The organism is Pseudomonas sp. 203-8, from assembly GCF_020708595.1.
In the GTDB taxonomy this organism is placed as follows: Bacteria; Pseudomonadota; Gammaproteobacteria; order Pseudomonadales; family Pseudomonadaceae; genus Pseudomonas; species Pseudomonas aeruginosa.
In genome coordinates this window covers 1-14590 of the sequence record NZ_JAJFDF010000020.1, presented here as the reverse complement: position 1 = coordinate 14590, position 14590 = coordinate 1, and the positions used below count along the sequence as shown (strand labels likewise).

Genomic DNA, 14590 nt, shown 5'->3' with positions numbered 1-14590 from the left:
CGCGGGCAGGGCCAGGGCGCAGGCCAGGGCGAGGGCGCCGAGACGGGGGAAGTATGGGGGGATGCGCATGGGTGTCGTCCTTGTCAGCGGGTGGTGACGGTCTCGCCGGTCTTGCGTCCCTCGGCGTTGTACTGGTAGCGGGTGATCCGGCCGGGCTCGCTGACCTGCACCGGGAGGAACAGGGTCGGGTGCCAGTCGGTGACGACGGTGCGCGCCTGCGGGGTGCCGGCGGCCTCGGTGCGCGAGGTCTCCAGGCCCCGGACGTTGTACTGGTAGGTGGTCAGGTTGCCGTTGTTGTCGCGTTTGCTGCTGAGCAGGCCGCGTTCGTCGTAGGTGAAGGTGGAATTGCTGCTGGGGCAGTTGGGAGAGGGTTCGCCTTCGATGGCGACGATGTGTTTGCTACCGCGGATCACCTGGAAGCGGTAGGTAGCCTGCTTGCCGTATTCGTTGGTGACAGTGGTGGAGCCATCGAAGTTGTAGGCGAGGCTGACCTTCTCCGCGCCGTTGGCGTGTTCGCTGGACACAGCTCGGCCCTTTTCGTCGTAGCGCCAGGTGGCGAAGCGCACGCCGCGGTTGTCGGTGATGCCGGTGAGTAGCCGCGGGTTGCGCGGGTCTTCATAGTGGTAACGCTGCTCACTGGCCTGGCCGGCGGCGTCGCGGGCGACCCGGATCAGGTGTCCGCCTTCATAGTTGTAGAGCACTGCCAGGCCTGGAGCGGTGAGGCGCAGTGGTTGTTGGCGGTCATCCTCGGCGAAGCTGAAGGTGCCGGGGTAGCGGTTGTGGGAAACGCGAACCTGCCCTCCCTCCCTGGCCAGACGCAGCCTTTCGCTGGCTTGGACCAGTTCGACGAGCGCGCCGGCTTCGTCGAAATCCAGGCGCAGGCCGCTCGGTTCGTCGTAGCGCCAGCCGCCGTCGATCTTCTCCAATCGGCCGAGGTTATCGGCCTGGGAGGTGATGCGGTCGTACAGGCGGATGAAGTCGAGGGCCCGACCGTCCTCCCGGTGCAGGGTGACCATATGGCTCTGTAGGGTGAGGCGGGCGCTTAGGTTGTGGGTCCAGAGTCCGTTGCTGCTGTTGTAGTGACGAGTGAAGCGGAGCAGGGGAGCGATGGCCGGGCCGGCGTAGTCGGTTTCGCTCTGGTACTTGTTGCCGGTGGCGATGTTGATCGGATTACCGGCGGACAGTGACGGCGGCGAGCAGTCAGGCCCGTGGTTGGGCGGGCCATTGGGGGAAAGGCAGGCGCCGGTGTTGGCATCGTATTCCTGGTTGTCCGGGCAGCCGTCGCCCCATCTGACGATTGAATACCAGGAAGGAGGAAGCGCTCCTCCCCCGTTTGGATATGGAGGGTGTTTTATTAGGCACTCCCCGTAACCACCTTTTACCCGTATGGCAAGAACTGTCCCGGCATAGTAGGTGTCCGACCATCTCAAAATACGGCTGGCGGTATATTCGCAGGCAAGTTGAGCCGACCTGAGATGCGGGTCGAAATAACTCGCTGCCCACCAAAAAGGCTCGGCCTCAACCACTTGGTTAAGCGATGCTGATAGCAGGGCCGCTACAAAGAATTTCCTTTTCATTTCCCACCACATTCCAATCCGTGAAATATCCGGCCCTCGCGCAGTCCGCGAGTTATCTAACCCCTAACCCATAGACCAGATGAACATCCTCCGGCTCCAACCGATACAACTCCTCATCCGGCTCCATGCACAGCCGGCATCCGAGTCTCGTATAAAAATCCACCGTGTTCTGCGACGGCGTAGCCGAAACGTAGAGCGCGCTGGCGCCGAGGTGGCGGGCCTGGGTGGCGGCGAGGTGGAAGAGGTGGGCGCCGAGGCCGCGGCGGCGGTAGGCGTGGCTGAGGTGGAGGAACTTCAGTTGCAGCCAGTCGCGCTCGGGGCCGAGGCGGCGTGGGTCGAGGACTACCGCGCCGATCAGGCGGCCCAGGTCGAACAGGCCGAGGAACCAGCCGCCGCGGTCGAAGCAGTCGAGCAGGATCGGCGTGTAGTGCTCGGCCTCGCCCTCCGGCCAGCCGCGCATGTCGTAGAACTCGGGGCGCAGCACCAGTTGGCCGGCCTCGACGGAATACAGGTGTTCGATCACTTCGCTGCGGTCGATCTCCCAGACCAGGGGGATTTCGTCGCGGCGCAGCAGGCGTTCTTCGGTCATCGTGGTTTCCTTGCGCTGAGGCCGTACATCAGCGGCAGGCGCGGACGATCGGCGGGCGGCAGCATGCGTCCGCCGCCGCCGTCGCGCATGCCGTCGAAGCCGGCCCAGCCGTTGGCGTAGGGGTATTCCTCCAGCCGTTCGAGTTGCAGGCCGGCGCCGAGCAGGGCGCCGATCACATCGGCCAGGCCCCACTGGAACTCGTAGCTGGGATGAGGGTTGCTGAAGTTCTCGACGCCGGCGCGGTAGCCGGAGGGCGCCAGGCTGGCGCCGGACTCGGCGACGTAGTCGCTGACGCCGCTCTCGGCGATCGGCTCGCGGCTGAAGTAGTCGTAGGCCGGTTGCCAGTGTGGGTCGAAGTACAGGGCGAAAGGATGGAACTCCACCAGGACGAAGCGCCCGCCGGGAACCAGTACCTGGGCGATGCCGTCGGCCCAGCGCTTGAGGTCGGAGAGCCAGACCAGCGTGCCGTAGGAGGCGAAGACCCGTTCGAAGCGTTCGCCACGGGTGGCGGCGACGGGCAGCCAGCGGAGGATGTCGTCGCGCTGGAAGTCGGCGGCGATGCCGCTGTCGCGGGACAGCTGGCGGGCGAAGTCGATGGCGCTGTCGGCGATGTCGACCCCGGTGACGCGGGCGCCAAGGCGCGCCAGGCTCAGGCTGTCCTGTCCGGCGTTGCATTGCAGATGCAGCAGGCGCAGGCCGTCGAGATGGCCGAGCAGTTGCAGTTCCTCGGGATAGAGCGTGGAACCGCCGTTGCGGAAGAAAGCGGCCTGGTCGGCCTTGTGGCTGTTGTGCGCCCGGGTGGCGGCGTTCCACGACAGCCGGTTGGCCTCGTGCAGGTCGGATCGCATGGTTCGACTCCTTCCCTGGAGTGCGCCACCGCGCGGATGGCGGGTCCGGGGGATTACATGTCCTTGATGCTGCGCACCTGGTCCTTGTTGACGCGGGTGCGCTTGCCGTCCAGTTGCTCCAGTTCGTAGAAGCCGGAACTACGATCATAGCGCGGGGTATCCACCGCCTGGATCTCGCGGCCATCGTTGAGGGTGACGATGGTCGGGGTGGAGCAGCCGGCCAGGACGGCGAATGCGGACGAGAGCAACAGGGCGGGCAGCAGACGGGAGGTCATCGGAATTTTCCTTCGGACGGTTTTCGAGGCGGCGGATTCTACTCCAGTCGCGGCGCAACCGCTCTAGCCTGGATCACAGCGGCAAATTTCCGCTGCGATCGTACGTCTCTTCCGGTGAGCCGCCCGGATGGCGGCGCCTCTTCGAAGGGAGATTCCATGTCTGCCGTTTCCACCTCGTTGTTGCTTTTCCTCAACCTGCTGACCCCGGCCCAGGCCGCCCAGCCCGTGCCGCTGGCCGATGGCCGCATCGAGATCGCTGCCGGCGAGAGCCGCCAGCGCTACCTCGACCTTGCCCCCGGCGAGTTGCAGTTGCTCGACCTGGAGGTCGACCGCGGCCGCGTCCGCCTGCGCGCCACCACGCCCGACGGCAAGGCGTTGCGCGCGACGGAGCTGGCCGGACGCCAGTCGCTCGGCCTGCAGGCCGGCGAGCGCCAGGGCCTGCGCCTGACCTTCAGCGCCGACGAAGACACCGCACTGACCCTGATCCCCACCCAGCGCCTCACCCCGCAGACCCCGGCGCTTGATTCGCCGGCGCCGCAGAGCCCGACCCTGCAACGCCTGCAGGCGGAGCTTGCGGAAAAGCGCCCCGGCGCGCTGAAGGCGTTCTGGAAGCAGGTAGCGAAGCAGGGCACGCCGCTGGTGGAGCCGCTGGATGCCGAACGTGTGCTGGTCACCTTCCTCTGGCGCCAGCAGCGTCCCGGCGACGTGCGCCTGCTGTGGCCGACCCCGGAGGTCAACACCCGCCGCTTCGAGGCCCTGGCCGGCAGCGACGTGCGCTACCTGAGCCTGCCGCTGCGCCGCGACGCGCGGGTTTCCTACCAGCTCAGCGCCGACCTGCCGGACCTGCAACAGGCCGATCGCGGCACCTTGCGCCTGGCGTTGCAGGCGGCGGCGCGGCCGGACCCGCTGAGCCGTACGCCGTGGCTCAACAGCCGCGCGCTGCCGCGGGCCGAGCAGGCCTCGCTGGTGCAGCTCGGCGGCGCCCCTGCCGAGACCTGGGACCAGCCGCGCAAGGACGTGCCGCGCGGCAAGGTGGAGCGCCTGGGCTATAGCAGCCAGGCCCTGGCCAACCAGCGCCAGCTGACGCTCTACACGCCGCCGGGCTACGATCCCGAGGGCCAGCGCTATCCGCTGCTGGTGCTGTTCGACGAGGACCACTACGCGCGCGACGTACCGACCCCGACCATCCTCGACAACCTGATCGCCGCCGGGCGTATCCGCCCGACCCTGGCGGTGATTGTCGGCAATGTCGACGCCAGCAGCCGGGGCCGCGAGCTGCCCTGCAACGAGGCCTTCGCCGACATGCTCGCCCACGAGTTGCTGCCCTGGTTGCAGCAGCGCTATGCATTGAGCGAGGAGCCTGCCGATCGCGTGCTTTCCGGTTCCAGCTACGGCGGGCTGGCCTCGGGCTGCATCGCCTACCGTTATCCGGAACGCTTCGGCAAGGTGCTGAGCCTGTCCGGCTCGTTCTGGTGGGGGCCGGACGAGCAGCAGCCGCAGTGGCTGGTACGGCAGTTCGCCGCTGGCGAGCGTTTGCCGCTGGCGTTCTTCCTCAGTTCCGGCCTGCTCGAGGAGCCCGAGGCGGACGGCATTCTCGGCAGCAACCGCAGCCTGCGCGCGGCGCTGCAAGGCAAGGGCTACCCGCTGCACTACCGTGAGTTCCCCGGCGGTCACGACTACGCGGCGTGGAGCCTGGAGCTTGCCGAAGGGTTGCAGGCCTTGTTGCCGGCGCATTGAGCCGGCTGGCTGGCGTGGGGCGGATAGCCGCTTGCGGTTATCCGCCGTGCCGCGGCCTGGAGGTGGGGGAAGACTGTCCGGAGCGTGTCCGCAATGCCCACCGCGTTGCGGAATCGGAAAAAATCGTCCAGGGCCATTTGCCAGCGTCGGCGGATAGGGGACAATCGGCGTTCGCCTCAATCGAACGACAAGGATGTTCTCGATGCGCCGACTCTTGCGCCCGGTATTCTGCGCCGCGCTCTTCTGCCTGTACCCAGCGCTGGTCCAGGCTGCCGCCGAAAGCGAAATCCTCGGCCTGTTCCAGCGCTGGCAGGCCGCCCACGGGCAGCGCAGCGGCAAGGCCCTGGAAGGGGTCTATGCGCCGCGCCTGGACTACTATGGCCGCGCGCAGACGCGCGAGCGCACCCTCTCCGCCAAGCAGGCCTTCTTCGCCCGCCATCCCGACTTCGAGCAGCGCATCGTCGCTGCGCCGCAGATCGTGCCGGGCGACCAGGAAGGCCGCTACGAGGTGCGCTTCGTCAAGCAGGTACGCCTCGACGGACGCCTGCGCAACTATCCGGGGCTGCTCCTGGCCGAGCGCGCCGGGCCGGGCGATACCTGGCGCTTCGTCGGCGAGAGCGACGAGATCACCCGCTACGCCGTCGACCCGCGGTACACCCCGCTGGCTCGCGGCCGCTTCGCCGGTGCCGAAGCGGACTTCGCCTGGGTAGTGGCCCACGCGCCGAACAGCGCCGCCTTGTGCGACGAATACGAGGATTGCCGCTGCGACCTCTGGAGCGCCGACGCGCGCGTCCCGCCCAAGCCGCTGGGCAGTTGCACCGGCGCGGTGCTCAGCGTCCTCGGCGGCCTCGACGACAGCGGCCGCGAGCGCCTGCAACTGCTGCGTACCTGGTGGACCAGCACCTGGACCAAGTCGTCGCTGCTGGAAATCCGCGACGGCCAGTGGGTGCGGGTGCTGCCGGACATCTCCACCACCTGGGACGATGCCGAGGCCGAGCTGGTGCTGTACAAGGCCGACCCGCAGCAGCCGGGCCGAGTGCTGGTGACCGAAACCGTGATGGACGACGAGGGCGACTGGAGCCACCACACCCGCAGCGAGACGCTGCGCCCCGTACCCTGACGCCGGCCCCTTGGGCTGGGCGGCGCCAGGCCGTACAATCGACGGCTTTATGGCGAGCGTCGCCGCAGTCCAGGTTCCCGCATGCGCATCCACGTCTCCTTCATCGACCGTGTCGGCATCACCCAGGAGGTGCTGGCGCTGCTGGGCGGGCGCAACCTGAATCTGGATGCGGTGGAAATGGTGCCGCCGAACGTCTACATCGACGCGCCGACCCTCAGTCCCGAAGTGCTGGAGGAACTGCGCGCAGCGCTGCTGGGCATCCGTGGCGTGCAGGCGATGACCGTGGTCGACATCCTTCCCGGCCAGCGCCGCCGCTTGCAGCTCGATGCGTTGCTGGCGGCGATGGCCGATCCGGTGCTGGCGGTGGACGGCAAGGGCCTGGTGCTGCTGGCCAACCCGGCCTTCAGCGAGCGCTGCGGACGCGACCCGGCCGGCGAGAGGCTGGCCAGCCTGTTCGACGATGAAACCCTGGAGGATGCGCTGGTCGAGCAGGGCTTCCGCCTGCCGCTGCGCGAAGTGACCTTCATGGGCCAGGCCCTGCTGCTCGATGCCACGCCGATCACCGAAGGGCCGGGCGAGGGCGAGCGGCACCTGGCCGGCGGCCTGTTGACCCTCTACGAACCGAACCGCATCGGCGAGCGCCTGGCGGCCTTGCACCATGACCATGCCGAGGGGTTCGAGATGCTCCTCGGCGATTCCCAGCCGATCCGCACCCTGAAGACCCGTGCGCAGCGCGTGGCGGCGCTCGACGCGCCGCTGCTGATCCACGGCGAGACCGGTACCGGCAAGGAACTGGTGGCGCGCGGCTGCCATGCCCTGAGTGCGCGGCACAACTCGCCGTTCCTGGCGCTGAACTGCGCGGCGTTGCCGGAGAACCTGGCCGAAAGCGAGCTGTTCGGCTACGCCCCCGGCGCCTTCACCGGCGCCCAGCGCGGCGGCAAGCCGGGCCTGCTGGAGCTGGCCCACCAGGGCACGGTGTTCCTCGACGAGATCGGCGAGATGTCCCCCTATCTGCAAGCCAAGCTGCTGCGCTTCCTCAGCGACGGCAGCTTCCGCCGGGTCGGCGGCGACCGCGAGGTGAGGGTCGACGTGCGGATCCTCAGCGCCACCCACCGCAACCTGGAGAAGATGGTCGCCGAGGGCAGCTTCCGCGAGGACCTGTTCTACCGCCTCAACGTGCTCAGCCTGGAAGTCCCGCCGTTGCGCGAGCGCGGCCACGACATCCTGCTGCTGGCGCGGCACTTCATGCAGCAGGCCTGTGCGCAGATCCAGCGCCCGGTGTGCCGGCTGGCGCCGGGCACCTACCCGGCGCTGCTGAGCAACCGCTGGCCGGGCAACGTGCGCCAGTTGCAGAACGTGATCTTCCGTGCCGCTGCGATCTGCGAGAGCAGCCTGGTGGATATCGGCGACCTGGAGATCGCCGGCACCGCCGTGGCGCGGCAGAACGACGGCGAGGTGGGCAGCCTGGAGGAGGCAGTGGAGGGCTTCGAGAAAGCCCTGCTGGAGAAGCTCTACGTCAGCTATCCATCGACCCGCCAGTTGGCGGCGCGCCTGCAAACCTCGCACACCGCCATCGCCCACCGCCTGCGCAAGTACGGCATCGGTCCGCGCGCCTGAAGCGGGCTCAGCCCTCGCTGGAATACACCGGCTTGCCGGCGAACCAGGTCTTCAGCACCTTGGTTTCGCCCAGTTGCGTCTCCGGCACCTCGAACACGTCGCGGTCGAGGACGATGAAGTCCGCCTGCTTGCCCGGCTCCAGGCTGCCGATCCGGCGCTCCAGGCCGATGGTCCGCGCAGCGTTGCGGGTGTAGGCGTAGAACATGGTCTGGCGGTCCAGGCGTTCGCCGGCGTTGAGCACGCCCTGCGGGCCCTTGCGGGTCACCGCCTGCTGGATGGCCTTCCACGGCGACAGGCTGGACACCGGCCAGTCGCTGGCCCCGGCGATGGTCGCGCCCTTGCTCAGCAGGGAGTGCGCCGGGTACTGGTAGCGGTAGGCGAAGGCACTGATATAGGGCTTCATCAGGTCCACCGTGGTTTCGTCGGCGGCGGCCCAGTACAGCTGCATCGAGGCGATCACGCCAAGCGGCCTGAAGCGCTCGAACTCCTTGGGATTGACCAGTTGCAGGTGGGTAATCGAATGGGCGATGCCGCTGTCGCGGTCGCGCCGCGCCTGCTGCATGCCGTTCAGCGCCTCGCGCACCGCGCGGTCGCCGATGGCGTGGACGTGGACCAGCCAGCCGCGGGCGTCGGCGGCGCTGACCAGTTCGCCGAAGTGCGCCGGGTCGATCAGCAGTTCGCCCGTCTTCCTGCTGTTGCGGTAGGGCTCGAGGAGCGCGGCGGTCTGCGCCGGGTATTCCGGTACGCCGTCGGCGAACACCTTGATTCCCGGCAGGGTCAGGTTGGGGCTGCCGAGGAAGCGCTGGCGCACCTTGTCCAGCACCTCGAGGTCGGTCGGCCGGCTGCGTGGGTTGGCGACCAGGAGGGCGGCGACGTGGGCACTGAGTTCGCCGCCCTTGGCCAGCCGCTGGTAGACCGGTAGCACGCCGACGGTGTTCTCGTCGGGCCTGAGGCTGAACAGGGCATCGCCCGGCGAGCCATTGGCGGCCGGGTCCATCCATGCGGTCAGGCCCAGCGAGTTGCTGTAGCGCACCGCGCTGCGTCCGGCTTCTAGCATCTGTTCCGCGCTCGGCGCCGGCAGTACCGCGAGCACCGCGTCGAGACCGGCATCGGCGAGGAAGCCGTTGGGGGTGGCGTCGGCGTCGTGGCCGATGGTGTTGCGCTGTTCCTCGGGCAGGGCGCGGACCCGCGCGGCGTCGATGCCGGCGCGTTTCAGCATGGCGGCGTTGGCCCAGCCGGTGTGGTGGTCGCTGCCGATGAAGGCCAGCGGCTGGTCGGCCCATTCGCCGTGGTCGAAGCGCGCGCGGAAGTCCTTGACCTGGCTCCAGTAGGCGCTATGCATGCCGCTGACATTGAGCATGTCGCCATGTCGCGCCTTGCCGTTGTCGCGCCAGGCGCGCAGGCGCCGCTCCAGTTCGTCGAGGCCGACCTGTTCGTTGCCCATGTCCGCGCCGGCCAGCTCCAGGCCGCCGAACACCGCGTGCGAATGGGTGTCGATCAGGCCGGGCATCAGGCGCTTGCCGCCGAGATCGACGACTTGGCTGTCGCCATCGGCCAGGGCGCGCAGCCCGGCCTCGTCGCCGACCGCGAGGATCCGCCCGTCCTCCACCGCCAGGGCCTCGGCGAAGGGTTGCTGCGGATTGGCGGTGAAGATCCTGGCGTTGACCACCAGCAGGTCGGCGGCGCCGAGGGCGTGCAGGGGGATGGCCAGGCAGGCGCCGGCGAGGAGGGTGGGAATCCGTTGCTTCATGGTGGTTTCCTTTGCTTCTTGGTCTTGTGTAGCGTGGCCCGGGCAAGGCGAGACTAGCCAAAGCGCCGGCCCGGCAGAACCGGGCGCGGCGCACAACACTTGTGCCGGAACGGAAGGAGTCGATGGACAAATTGAATGCCCTGGCGATGTTCGTCGCCACTGCCGAAACCGGTAGCTTCAGCCGTGGCGCCGAGCGCCTGGGCAAGACGCCCTCGGCGCTGACCAAGGCCGTCGCCCACCTGGAAGCGGAACTCGGTGCCCGCCTGTTCGAGCGCACCACCCGCAGCCTGGCGCTGACCGAGGCCGGGCAGATCTACCTGGAGGCGGCTCGTCAGTCCCTGGAAACGCTGCGCACGGCGGGGCAGGAGATCGAACTGCTGGAGTCGGAGTTGCGCGGCGAACTGCGTCTCGCCGCGCCGCCGTCGTTCGCCGCGGCGTTCCTCCAGCAGGCCTGCGCCAGCTTCCTCGAGGCGCATCCGCGGATCAGCCTGCGGGTGGACCTCGACGAAACCTTCCTCGATCTCAGCGAAGGCGGCTACGACCTCGGCCTGCGCGACGGCCCCATCGACCTGCCGGGGCTGGTGGCGCGGCCGCTGGCGCCGAACCAGATCGTGCTTTGCGCCAGCCCGGCCTACCTGGCGCGGCAACCCGCGCCGCAAGGCCCGGAGGACTTCGAGCGGCACGCCTGGCTGGTCTTCCAGCACCCTTCGCTGAACCAGAACTTCTGGTGGATGGAACGCGACGGCGCCCGCCAGCGTATCGACCAGCCGCGCCCGCGACTGGCCAGCGACAACTACGACTTCCTGCTCGCCCACCTGCTGGCCGGGCTGGGCCTGCAGTTCTGTCCGCAGTGGAGTGTCGCGCCGCTGCTCGGCGAAGGGCGGTTGGTGCGCCTGCTCGGCGACTACCACTTCGACCCGGGGCCGTTCGGGCCCTCCATCCATGTCCTCTATCCGGGGCACCGGCGCAACACGCGGAAGGTCCGCGCATTCCTCGAGCACCTGCGCGCCAGCTTGCAGCGACAGGGGCTGTGCCATCGGCTGTAACGCTTCGGTTACGAGTGGAACGAATTCGTTCCGATTGCCGGAAAAACCTTTGCTGTCAGGCGTTTGCGCTCTGGTTCGGGAAATGTCCGGCGGGTCTGTAACGAAAGCGTTCCATGGCGGCCCTGTCCGGGTTTCCCCCGCGCCCCGGCCACGCCCCGTGGCGACAGGGCCGGGGCCGCTTGGCACCCTGCTTGCTACGGGCTGCCGCAGAACAAAGTCCCGTCCCGACCGGGCGACCCGCTGACAATGAGGATCCAGCATGAGCAAGTTGCGCTTTACCACCGACCACGAATGGCTGCGCCAGGACGACGACGGGCTGCTGACCGTCGGCATCACCGCCTACGCCCAGGACGCCCTCGGTGACGTGGTATTCGTGCAGTTGCCGGAACTCGGCGAACACGCCGCCGGCAGTGAAGTGGCGGTGCTGGAGTCGGTCAAGGCCGCCAGCAACATCCTGATGCCGCTGGACGGCGAGGTGGTGGCGATCAACGACGCGCTGCCGGACGCCCCGGAGCTGGTCAACCAGGATCCGCTCGGCGAGGCCTGGTTCTTCCGCTTCCGTCCGGCCGACGCCGGCGCCTGGGAAAAGCTGCTCGACCAGGCCGCCTACGACCGCCTGCTGAACGCCAACGCCGACGCCTGAGGATCCCGTCATGACCGATAACCTGAACCTCGGCGCCATCGACCTGGGCACCGACGACGAATTCATCGCCCGCCATATCGGCCCGCGTGCCGCCGACACCCAGGCCATGCTCCAGCGCCTGGGCTACGACTCGCTGGACGCGCTGATCGGCAACGTGATCCCCGACAGCATCAAGGGCAGCAGCGTGCTCGACCTGCCGGCCGGCATGGGCGAGGCCGAGGCGCTGGCCAGCCTGAAGGCGATCGCCGCGCGCAATCGCGCGTTGCGTTCCTTCATCGGCCAGGGCTACTACAACTGCCACACCCCGGCACCGATCCTGCGCAACCTCCTGGAGAACCCGGCCTGGTACACCGCCTACACGCCGTACCAGCCGGAAATCTCCCAGGGCCGCCTGGAGGCGCTGCTGAACTTCCAGACCCTGGTCAGCGACCTCTCCGGCCTGCCGATCGCCAACGCCTCGATGCTCGACGAGGCGACCGCCGCCGCCGAGGCCATGACCTTCTGCAAGCGTCTGTCGAAGAACCGCACCAGCCAGGCATTCTTCGCCTCCCGCCATTGCCACCCGCAGACCCTCGACGTGCTGCGCACCCGTGCCGAGCCGCTGGGCATCGAGGTGGTGGTCGGCGACGAGAGCGCCATCGAAGACTTCTCCGCCTACTTCGGCGCGTTGCTGCAATACCCCACCTGCGACGGCGAGATCGTCGACTATCGCGAACTGGTCAGCCGCTTCCATGCAGTCGATGCGCTGGTCGCGGTGGCCGCCGACCTGCTGGCGCTGACCCTGCTGACCCCGCCGGGCGAGTTCGGCGCCGACGTAGCCATCGGCAGCGCCCAGCGCTTCGGCGTGCCGCTCGGCTTCGGCGGCCCGCACGCGGCCTATTTCGCCACCCGCGACGCCTTCAAGCGGGACATGCCGGGACGCCTGGTCGGCGTCTCCATCGACCGCCATGGCAAGCCGGCCTACCGCCTGGCCATGCAGACCCGCGAGCAGCACATCCGCCGCGAGAAGGCCACCAGCAACATCTGCACCGCCCAGGTGCTGCTGGCCAACATCGCCAGCATGTTCGCCGTCTACCACGGCCCGCAGGGCCTGCTGCGCATCGCCCGGCGCACCCACCGGCTGACCGCGATCCTCGCCGCCGGCCTGGAGCGCCTGGGCGTGGCCGTCGAGCAGAAGCATTTCTTCGACACCCTGAGCCTGGCCACCGGCGCGCGTACCGCGGCGATCCATGCCAAGGCCCGCGCCGCCGGGATCAACCTGCGCGAGATCGATGCCGGCCGTCTCGGCCTGTCGCTCGACGAGACCGTCCGCCAGGCCGACGTGGAAACGCTCTGGGGCCTGCTGGCTGAAGAGGGCCAGGCGCTCCCGGACTTCGCCACCCTTGCCGCCAGCAGCGGGGACCGCCTGCCGGTCGAGCTGCTGCGCCAGTCGGCGATCCTCAGCCACCCGATCTTCAACCGCCATCACTCGGAAACCGAGCTGATGCGCTACCTGCGCAAGCTGGCGGACAAGGACCTGGCGCTGGACCGCACGATGATCCCGCTGGGCTCCTGCACCATGAAGCTGAACGCCGCCAGCGAGATGATCCCGGTGACCTGGGCCGAATTCGGCAACCTGCACCCGTTCGCCCCGGCCGAGCAGAGCGAAGGCTACCGCCAGCTCACCGACGAATTGGAGGCGATGCTCTGTTCCGCCACCGGCTACGACGCCGTGTCGTTGCAGCCCAACGCCGGCTCCCAGGGCGAGTACGCCGGCCTGCTGGCGATCCGTGCCTACCACCAGAGCCGCGGCGACAGCCAGCGCGACATCTGTCTGATCCCGTCCTCCGCCCACGGTACCAACCCGGCTACCGCCAGCATGGTCGGCATGCGCGTGGTGGTGGTGGCCTGCGACGCGCGCGGCAACGTCGACGTCGAGGACCTGCGCAACAAGGCCAGCGAGCACAAGGAACGCCTGGCCGCGCTGATGATCACCTATCCGTCCACCCACGGCGTGTTCGAGGAAGCGATCCGCGAGATCTGCGCCATCGTCCACGACTGCGGTGGCCAGGTGTACATCGACGGTGCCAACATGAACGCCATGGTCGGCCTGTGCGCCCCGGGCAAGTTCGGTGGCGACGTTTCCCACCTGAACCTGCACAAGACCTTCTGCATCCCCCACGGCGGCGGCGGCCCAGGCGTCGGCCCGATCGGCGTGCGCGCGCACCTGGCGCCGTTCCTCCCCGGCCACGCTCGCGGCGAGCGCAAGGAAGGCGCGGTGAGCGCGGCGCCGTACGGCAGCGCAAGCATCCTGCCGATCACCTGGATGTACATCCGCATGATGGGCGGCGAAGGCCTCAAGCGCGCCTCGGAAATGGCCATCCTCAATGCCAACTACATCGCCCATCGCCTGGAGGAGCACTACCCGGTGCTCTACGCCGGCGGCAACGGCCTGGTCGCCCACGAATGTATCCTCGACCTGCGTCCGCTCAAGGACAGCAGCGGGATCAGCGTCGACGACGTGGCCAAGCGCCTGATGGACTTCGGCTTCCATGCGCCGACCATGTCCTTCCCGGTGGCCGGCACGCTGATGATCGAGCCCACCGAGAGCGAGTCGAAGGCTGAGCTGGATCGTTTCTGCGACGCGATGATCCGCATCCGCGAGGAAATCCGCGCGGTGGAACGCGGCGAGCTGGACAAGGAAGACAACCCGCTGAAGAACGCGCCGCACACCGCCGCCGAACTGCTCGGCGAATGGAACCACGCCTACAGCCGCGAGCAGGCCGCCTATCCGCTGGCCAGCCTGGTGGAGGCCAAGTACTGGCCGCCGGTGGGCCGCGTCGACAACGTCTACGGCGACCGCAACCTGACCTGCTCCTGCCCGCCCATCGAGGCGTACAGCGAGGAGTGACGGACGAGGAGGGCGCCGCCAGCGGCGGCGTCCTCGCGTTTCCGGCGATACCCCTTTCCCGGCGCCGCGCTTGCGTAGCGGCGCCGCGGCCACGCTCGCGCCAGCGAGCGTCCTGACACCGACACGACAAGAGGCCAGCGCCATGTTCAGCAAGCACGACCAGCTCCAGGGCTACGACGACGAACTGCTCGCCGCGATGGACGCCGAAGACCGGCGGCAGGAAGACCACATCGAACTGATCGCCTCGGAGAACTACGCCAGCAAGCGGGTCATGCAGGCGCAGGGCGGCGGCCTGACCAACAAGTATGCCGAGGGCTATCCGGGCAAGCGCTACTACGGCGGCTGCGAACACGTCGACAAGGTCGAGCGGCTGGCCATCGACCGCGCCAGGCAACTGTTCGGCGCCGACTACGCCAACGTCCAGCCGCATTCCGGTTCCTCGGCCAACGCCGCGGTGTACCTGGCGCTGCTCAACGCCGGCGACACCATCCTCGGCAT

11 protein-coding genes and 1 pseudogene are annotated in these 14590 nt (G+C 68.5%); 7 read left to right on the top strand and 5 right to left on the bottom strand.

The window, feature by feature from the left end:
* Positions 1–83: 83 nt before the first annotated feature.
* The 4 genes from LJF27_RS30260 to LJF27_RS30245 are packed head-to-tail and all read right to left on the bottom strand — an operon-like array spanning position 84 to position 3289.
* The gene (locus LJF27_RS30260) at positions 84–1577 is read right to left on the bottom strand and encodes an RHS repeat domain-containing protein (protein ID WP_225321578.1); all 1494 of its coding nucleotides are present in this window, start codon (positions 1575–1577) and stop codon (positions 84–86) included.
* A 52-nt stretch (positions 1578–1629) separates the two neighbouring features.
* Complete coding sequence (locus tag LJF27_RS30255) at positions 1630–2166, bottom strand: GNAT family N-acetyltransferase (protein ID WP_023116901.1); 537 nt, start codon at positions 2164–2166, stop codon at positions 1630–1632.
* The gene (locus LJF27_RS30250; RefSeq protein ID WP_003089732.1) at positions 2163–3014 is read right to left on the bottom strand and encodes a class I SAM-dependent methyltransferase; all 852 of its coding nucleotides are present in this window, start codon (positions 3012–3014) and stop codon (positions 2163–2165) included. Before LJF27_RS30250 ends, LJF27_RS30255 begins: the two co-directional genes overlap by 4 nt.
* 53 nt (positions 3015–3067) lie before the next feature.
* On the bottom strand, positions 3068–3289 hold the full coding sequence (locus LJF27_RS30245; RefSeq protein WP_003089729.1) for a YgdI/YgdR family lipoprotein: 222 nt from the start codon (positions 3287–3289) through the stop codon (positions 3068–3070).
* 156 nt (positions 3290–3445) lie between these two features.
* On the opposite strand from LJF27_RS30245, the gene LJF27_RS30240 reads away from it, so the two are divergent.
* The 3 genes from LJF27_RS30240 (at position 3446) to LJF27_RS30230 (ending at position 7763) form a co-directional block, all read left to right on the top strand.
* The gene (locus LJF27_RS30240) at positions 3446–5026 is read left to right on the top strand and encodes an alpha/beta hydrolase (protein ID WP_003105800.1); all 1581 of its coding nucleotides are present in this window, start codon (positions 3446–3448) and stop codon (positions 5024–5026) included.
* A 202-nt stretch (positions 5027–5228) separates the two neighbouring features.
* Positions 5229–6146 carry a hypothetical protein gene (locus LJF27_RS30235; RefSeq protein WP_023116900.1) on the top strand — a complete coding sequence of 306 codons (918 nt, stop codon included), beginning with the start codon at positions 5229–5231 and terminating at the stop codon, positions 6144–6146.
* A gap of 81 nt (positions 6147–6227) precedes the next feature.
* Entirely contained in the window at positions 6228–7763 is a 1536-nt protein-coding gene (locus tag LJF27_RS30230) for a sigma-54-dependent transcriptional regulator (protein WP_003105794.1), read from the top strand.
* A gap of 7 nt (positions 7764–7770) precedes the next feature.
* Here the strand turns inward: LJF27_RS30230 and LJF27_RS30225 are convergent, their stop codons facing one another.
* Positions 7771–9513 (bottom strand): amidohydrolase, encoded by a 1743-nt coding sequence (locus tag LJF27_RS30225; RefSeq protein ID WP_023108119.1) that lies wholly within the window; start codon positions 9511–9513, stop codon positions 7771–7773.
* A 122-nt stretch (positions 9514–9635) separates the two neighbouring features.
* Here LJF27_RS30225 and LJF27_RS30220 point away from each other — a divergent pair, with 122 nt between their 5' ends.
* The 4 genes and pseudogenes from LJF27_RS30220 to glyA all read left to right on the top strand — a co-directional run.
* Positions 9636–10559, top strand: coding sequence for a LysR family transcriptional regulator (locus LJF27_RS30220; RefSeq protein WP_003089722.1), 924 nt, complete (start codon positions 9636–9638; stop codon positions 10557–10559).
* A 259-nt stretch (positions 10560–10818) separates the two neighbouring features.
* The gene (gcvH, locus tag LJF27_RS30215; RefSeq protein WP_003089718.1) at positions 10819–11202 is read left to right on the top strand and encodes a glycine cleavage system protein GcvH; all 384 of its coding nucleotides are present in this window, start codon (positions 10819–10821) and stop codon (positions 11200–11202) included.
* A 10-nt stretch (positions 11203–11212) separates the two neighbouring features.
* Positions 11213–14092, top strand: a complete 2880-nt coding sequence (gene gcvP, locus LJF27_RS30210; protein ID WP_003451144.1) for an aminomethyl-transferring glycine dehydrogenase — start codon at positions 11213–11215, stop codon at positions 14090–14092.
* Between the two features lie 142 nt (positions 14093–14234).
* A pseudogene (gene glyA, locus LJF27_RS30205) lies at positions 14235–14590 on the top strand (serine hydroxymethyltransferase); the annotation flags it as partial.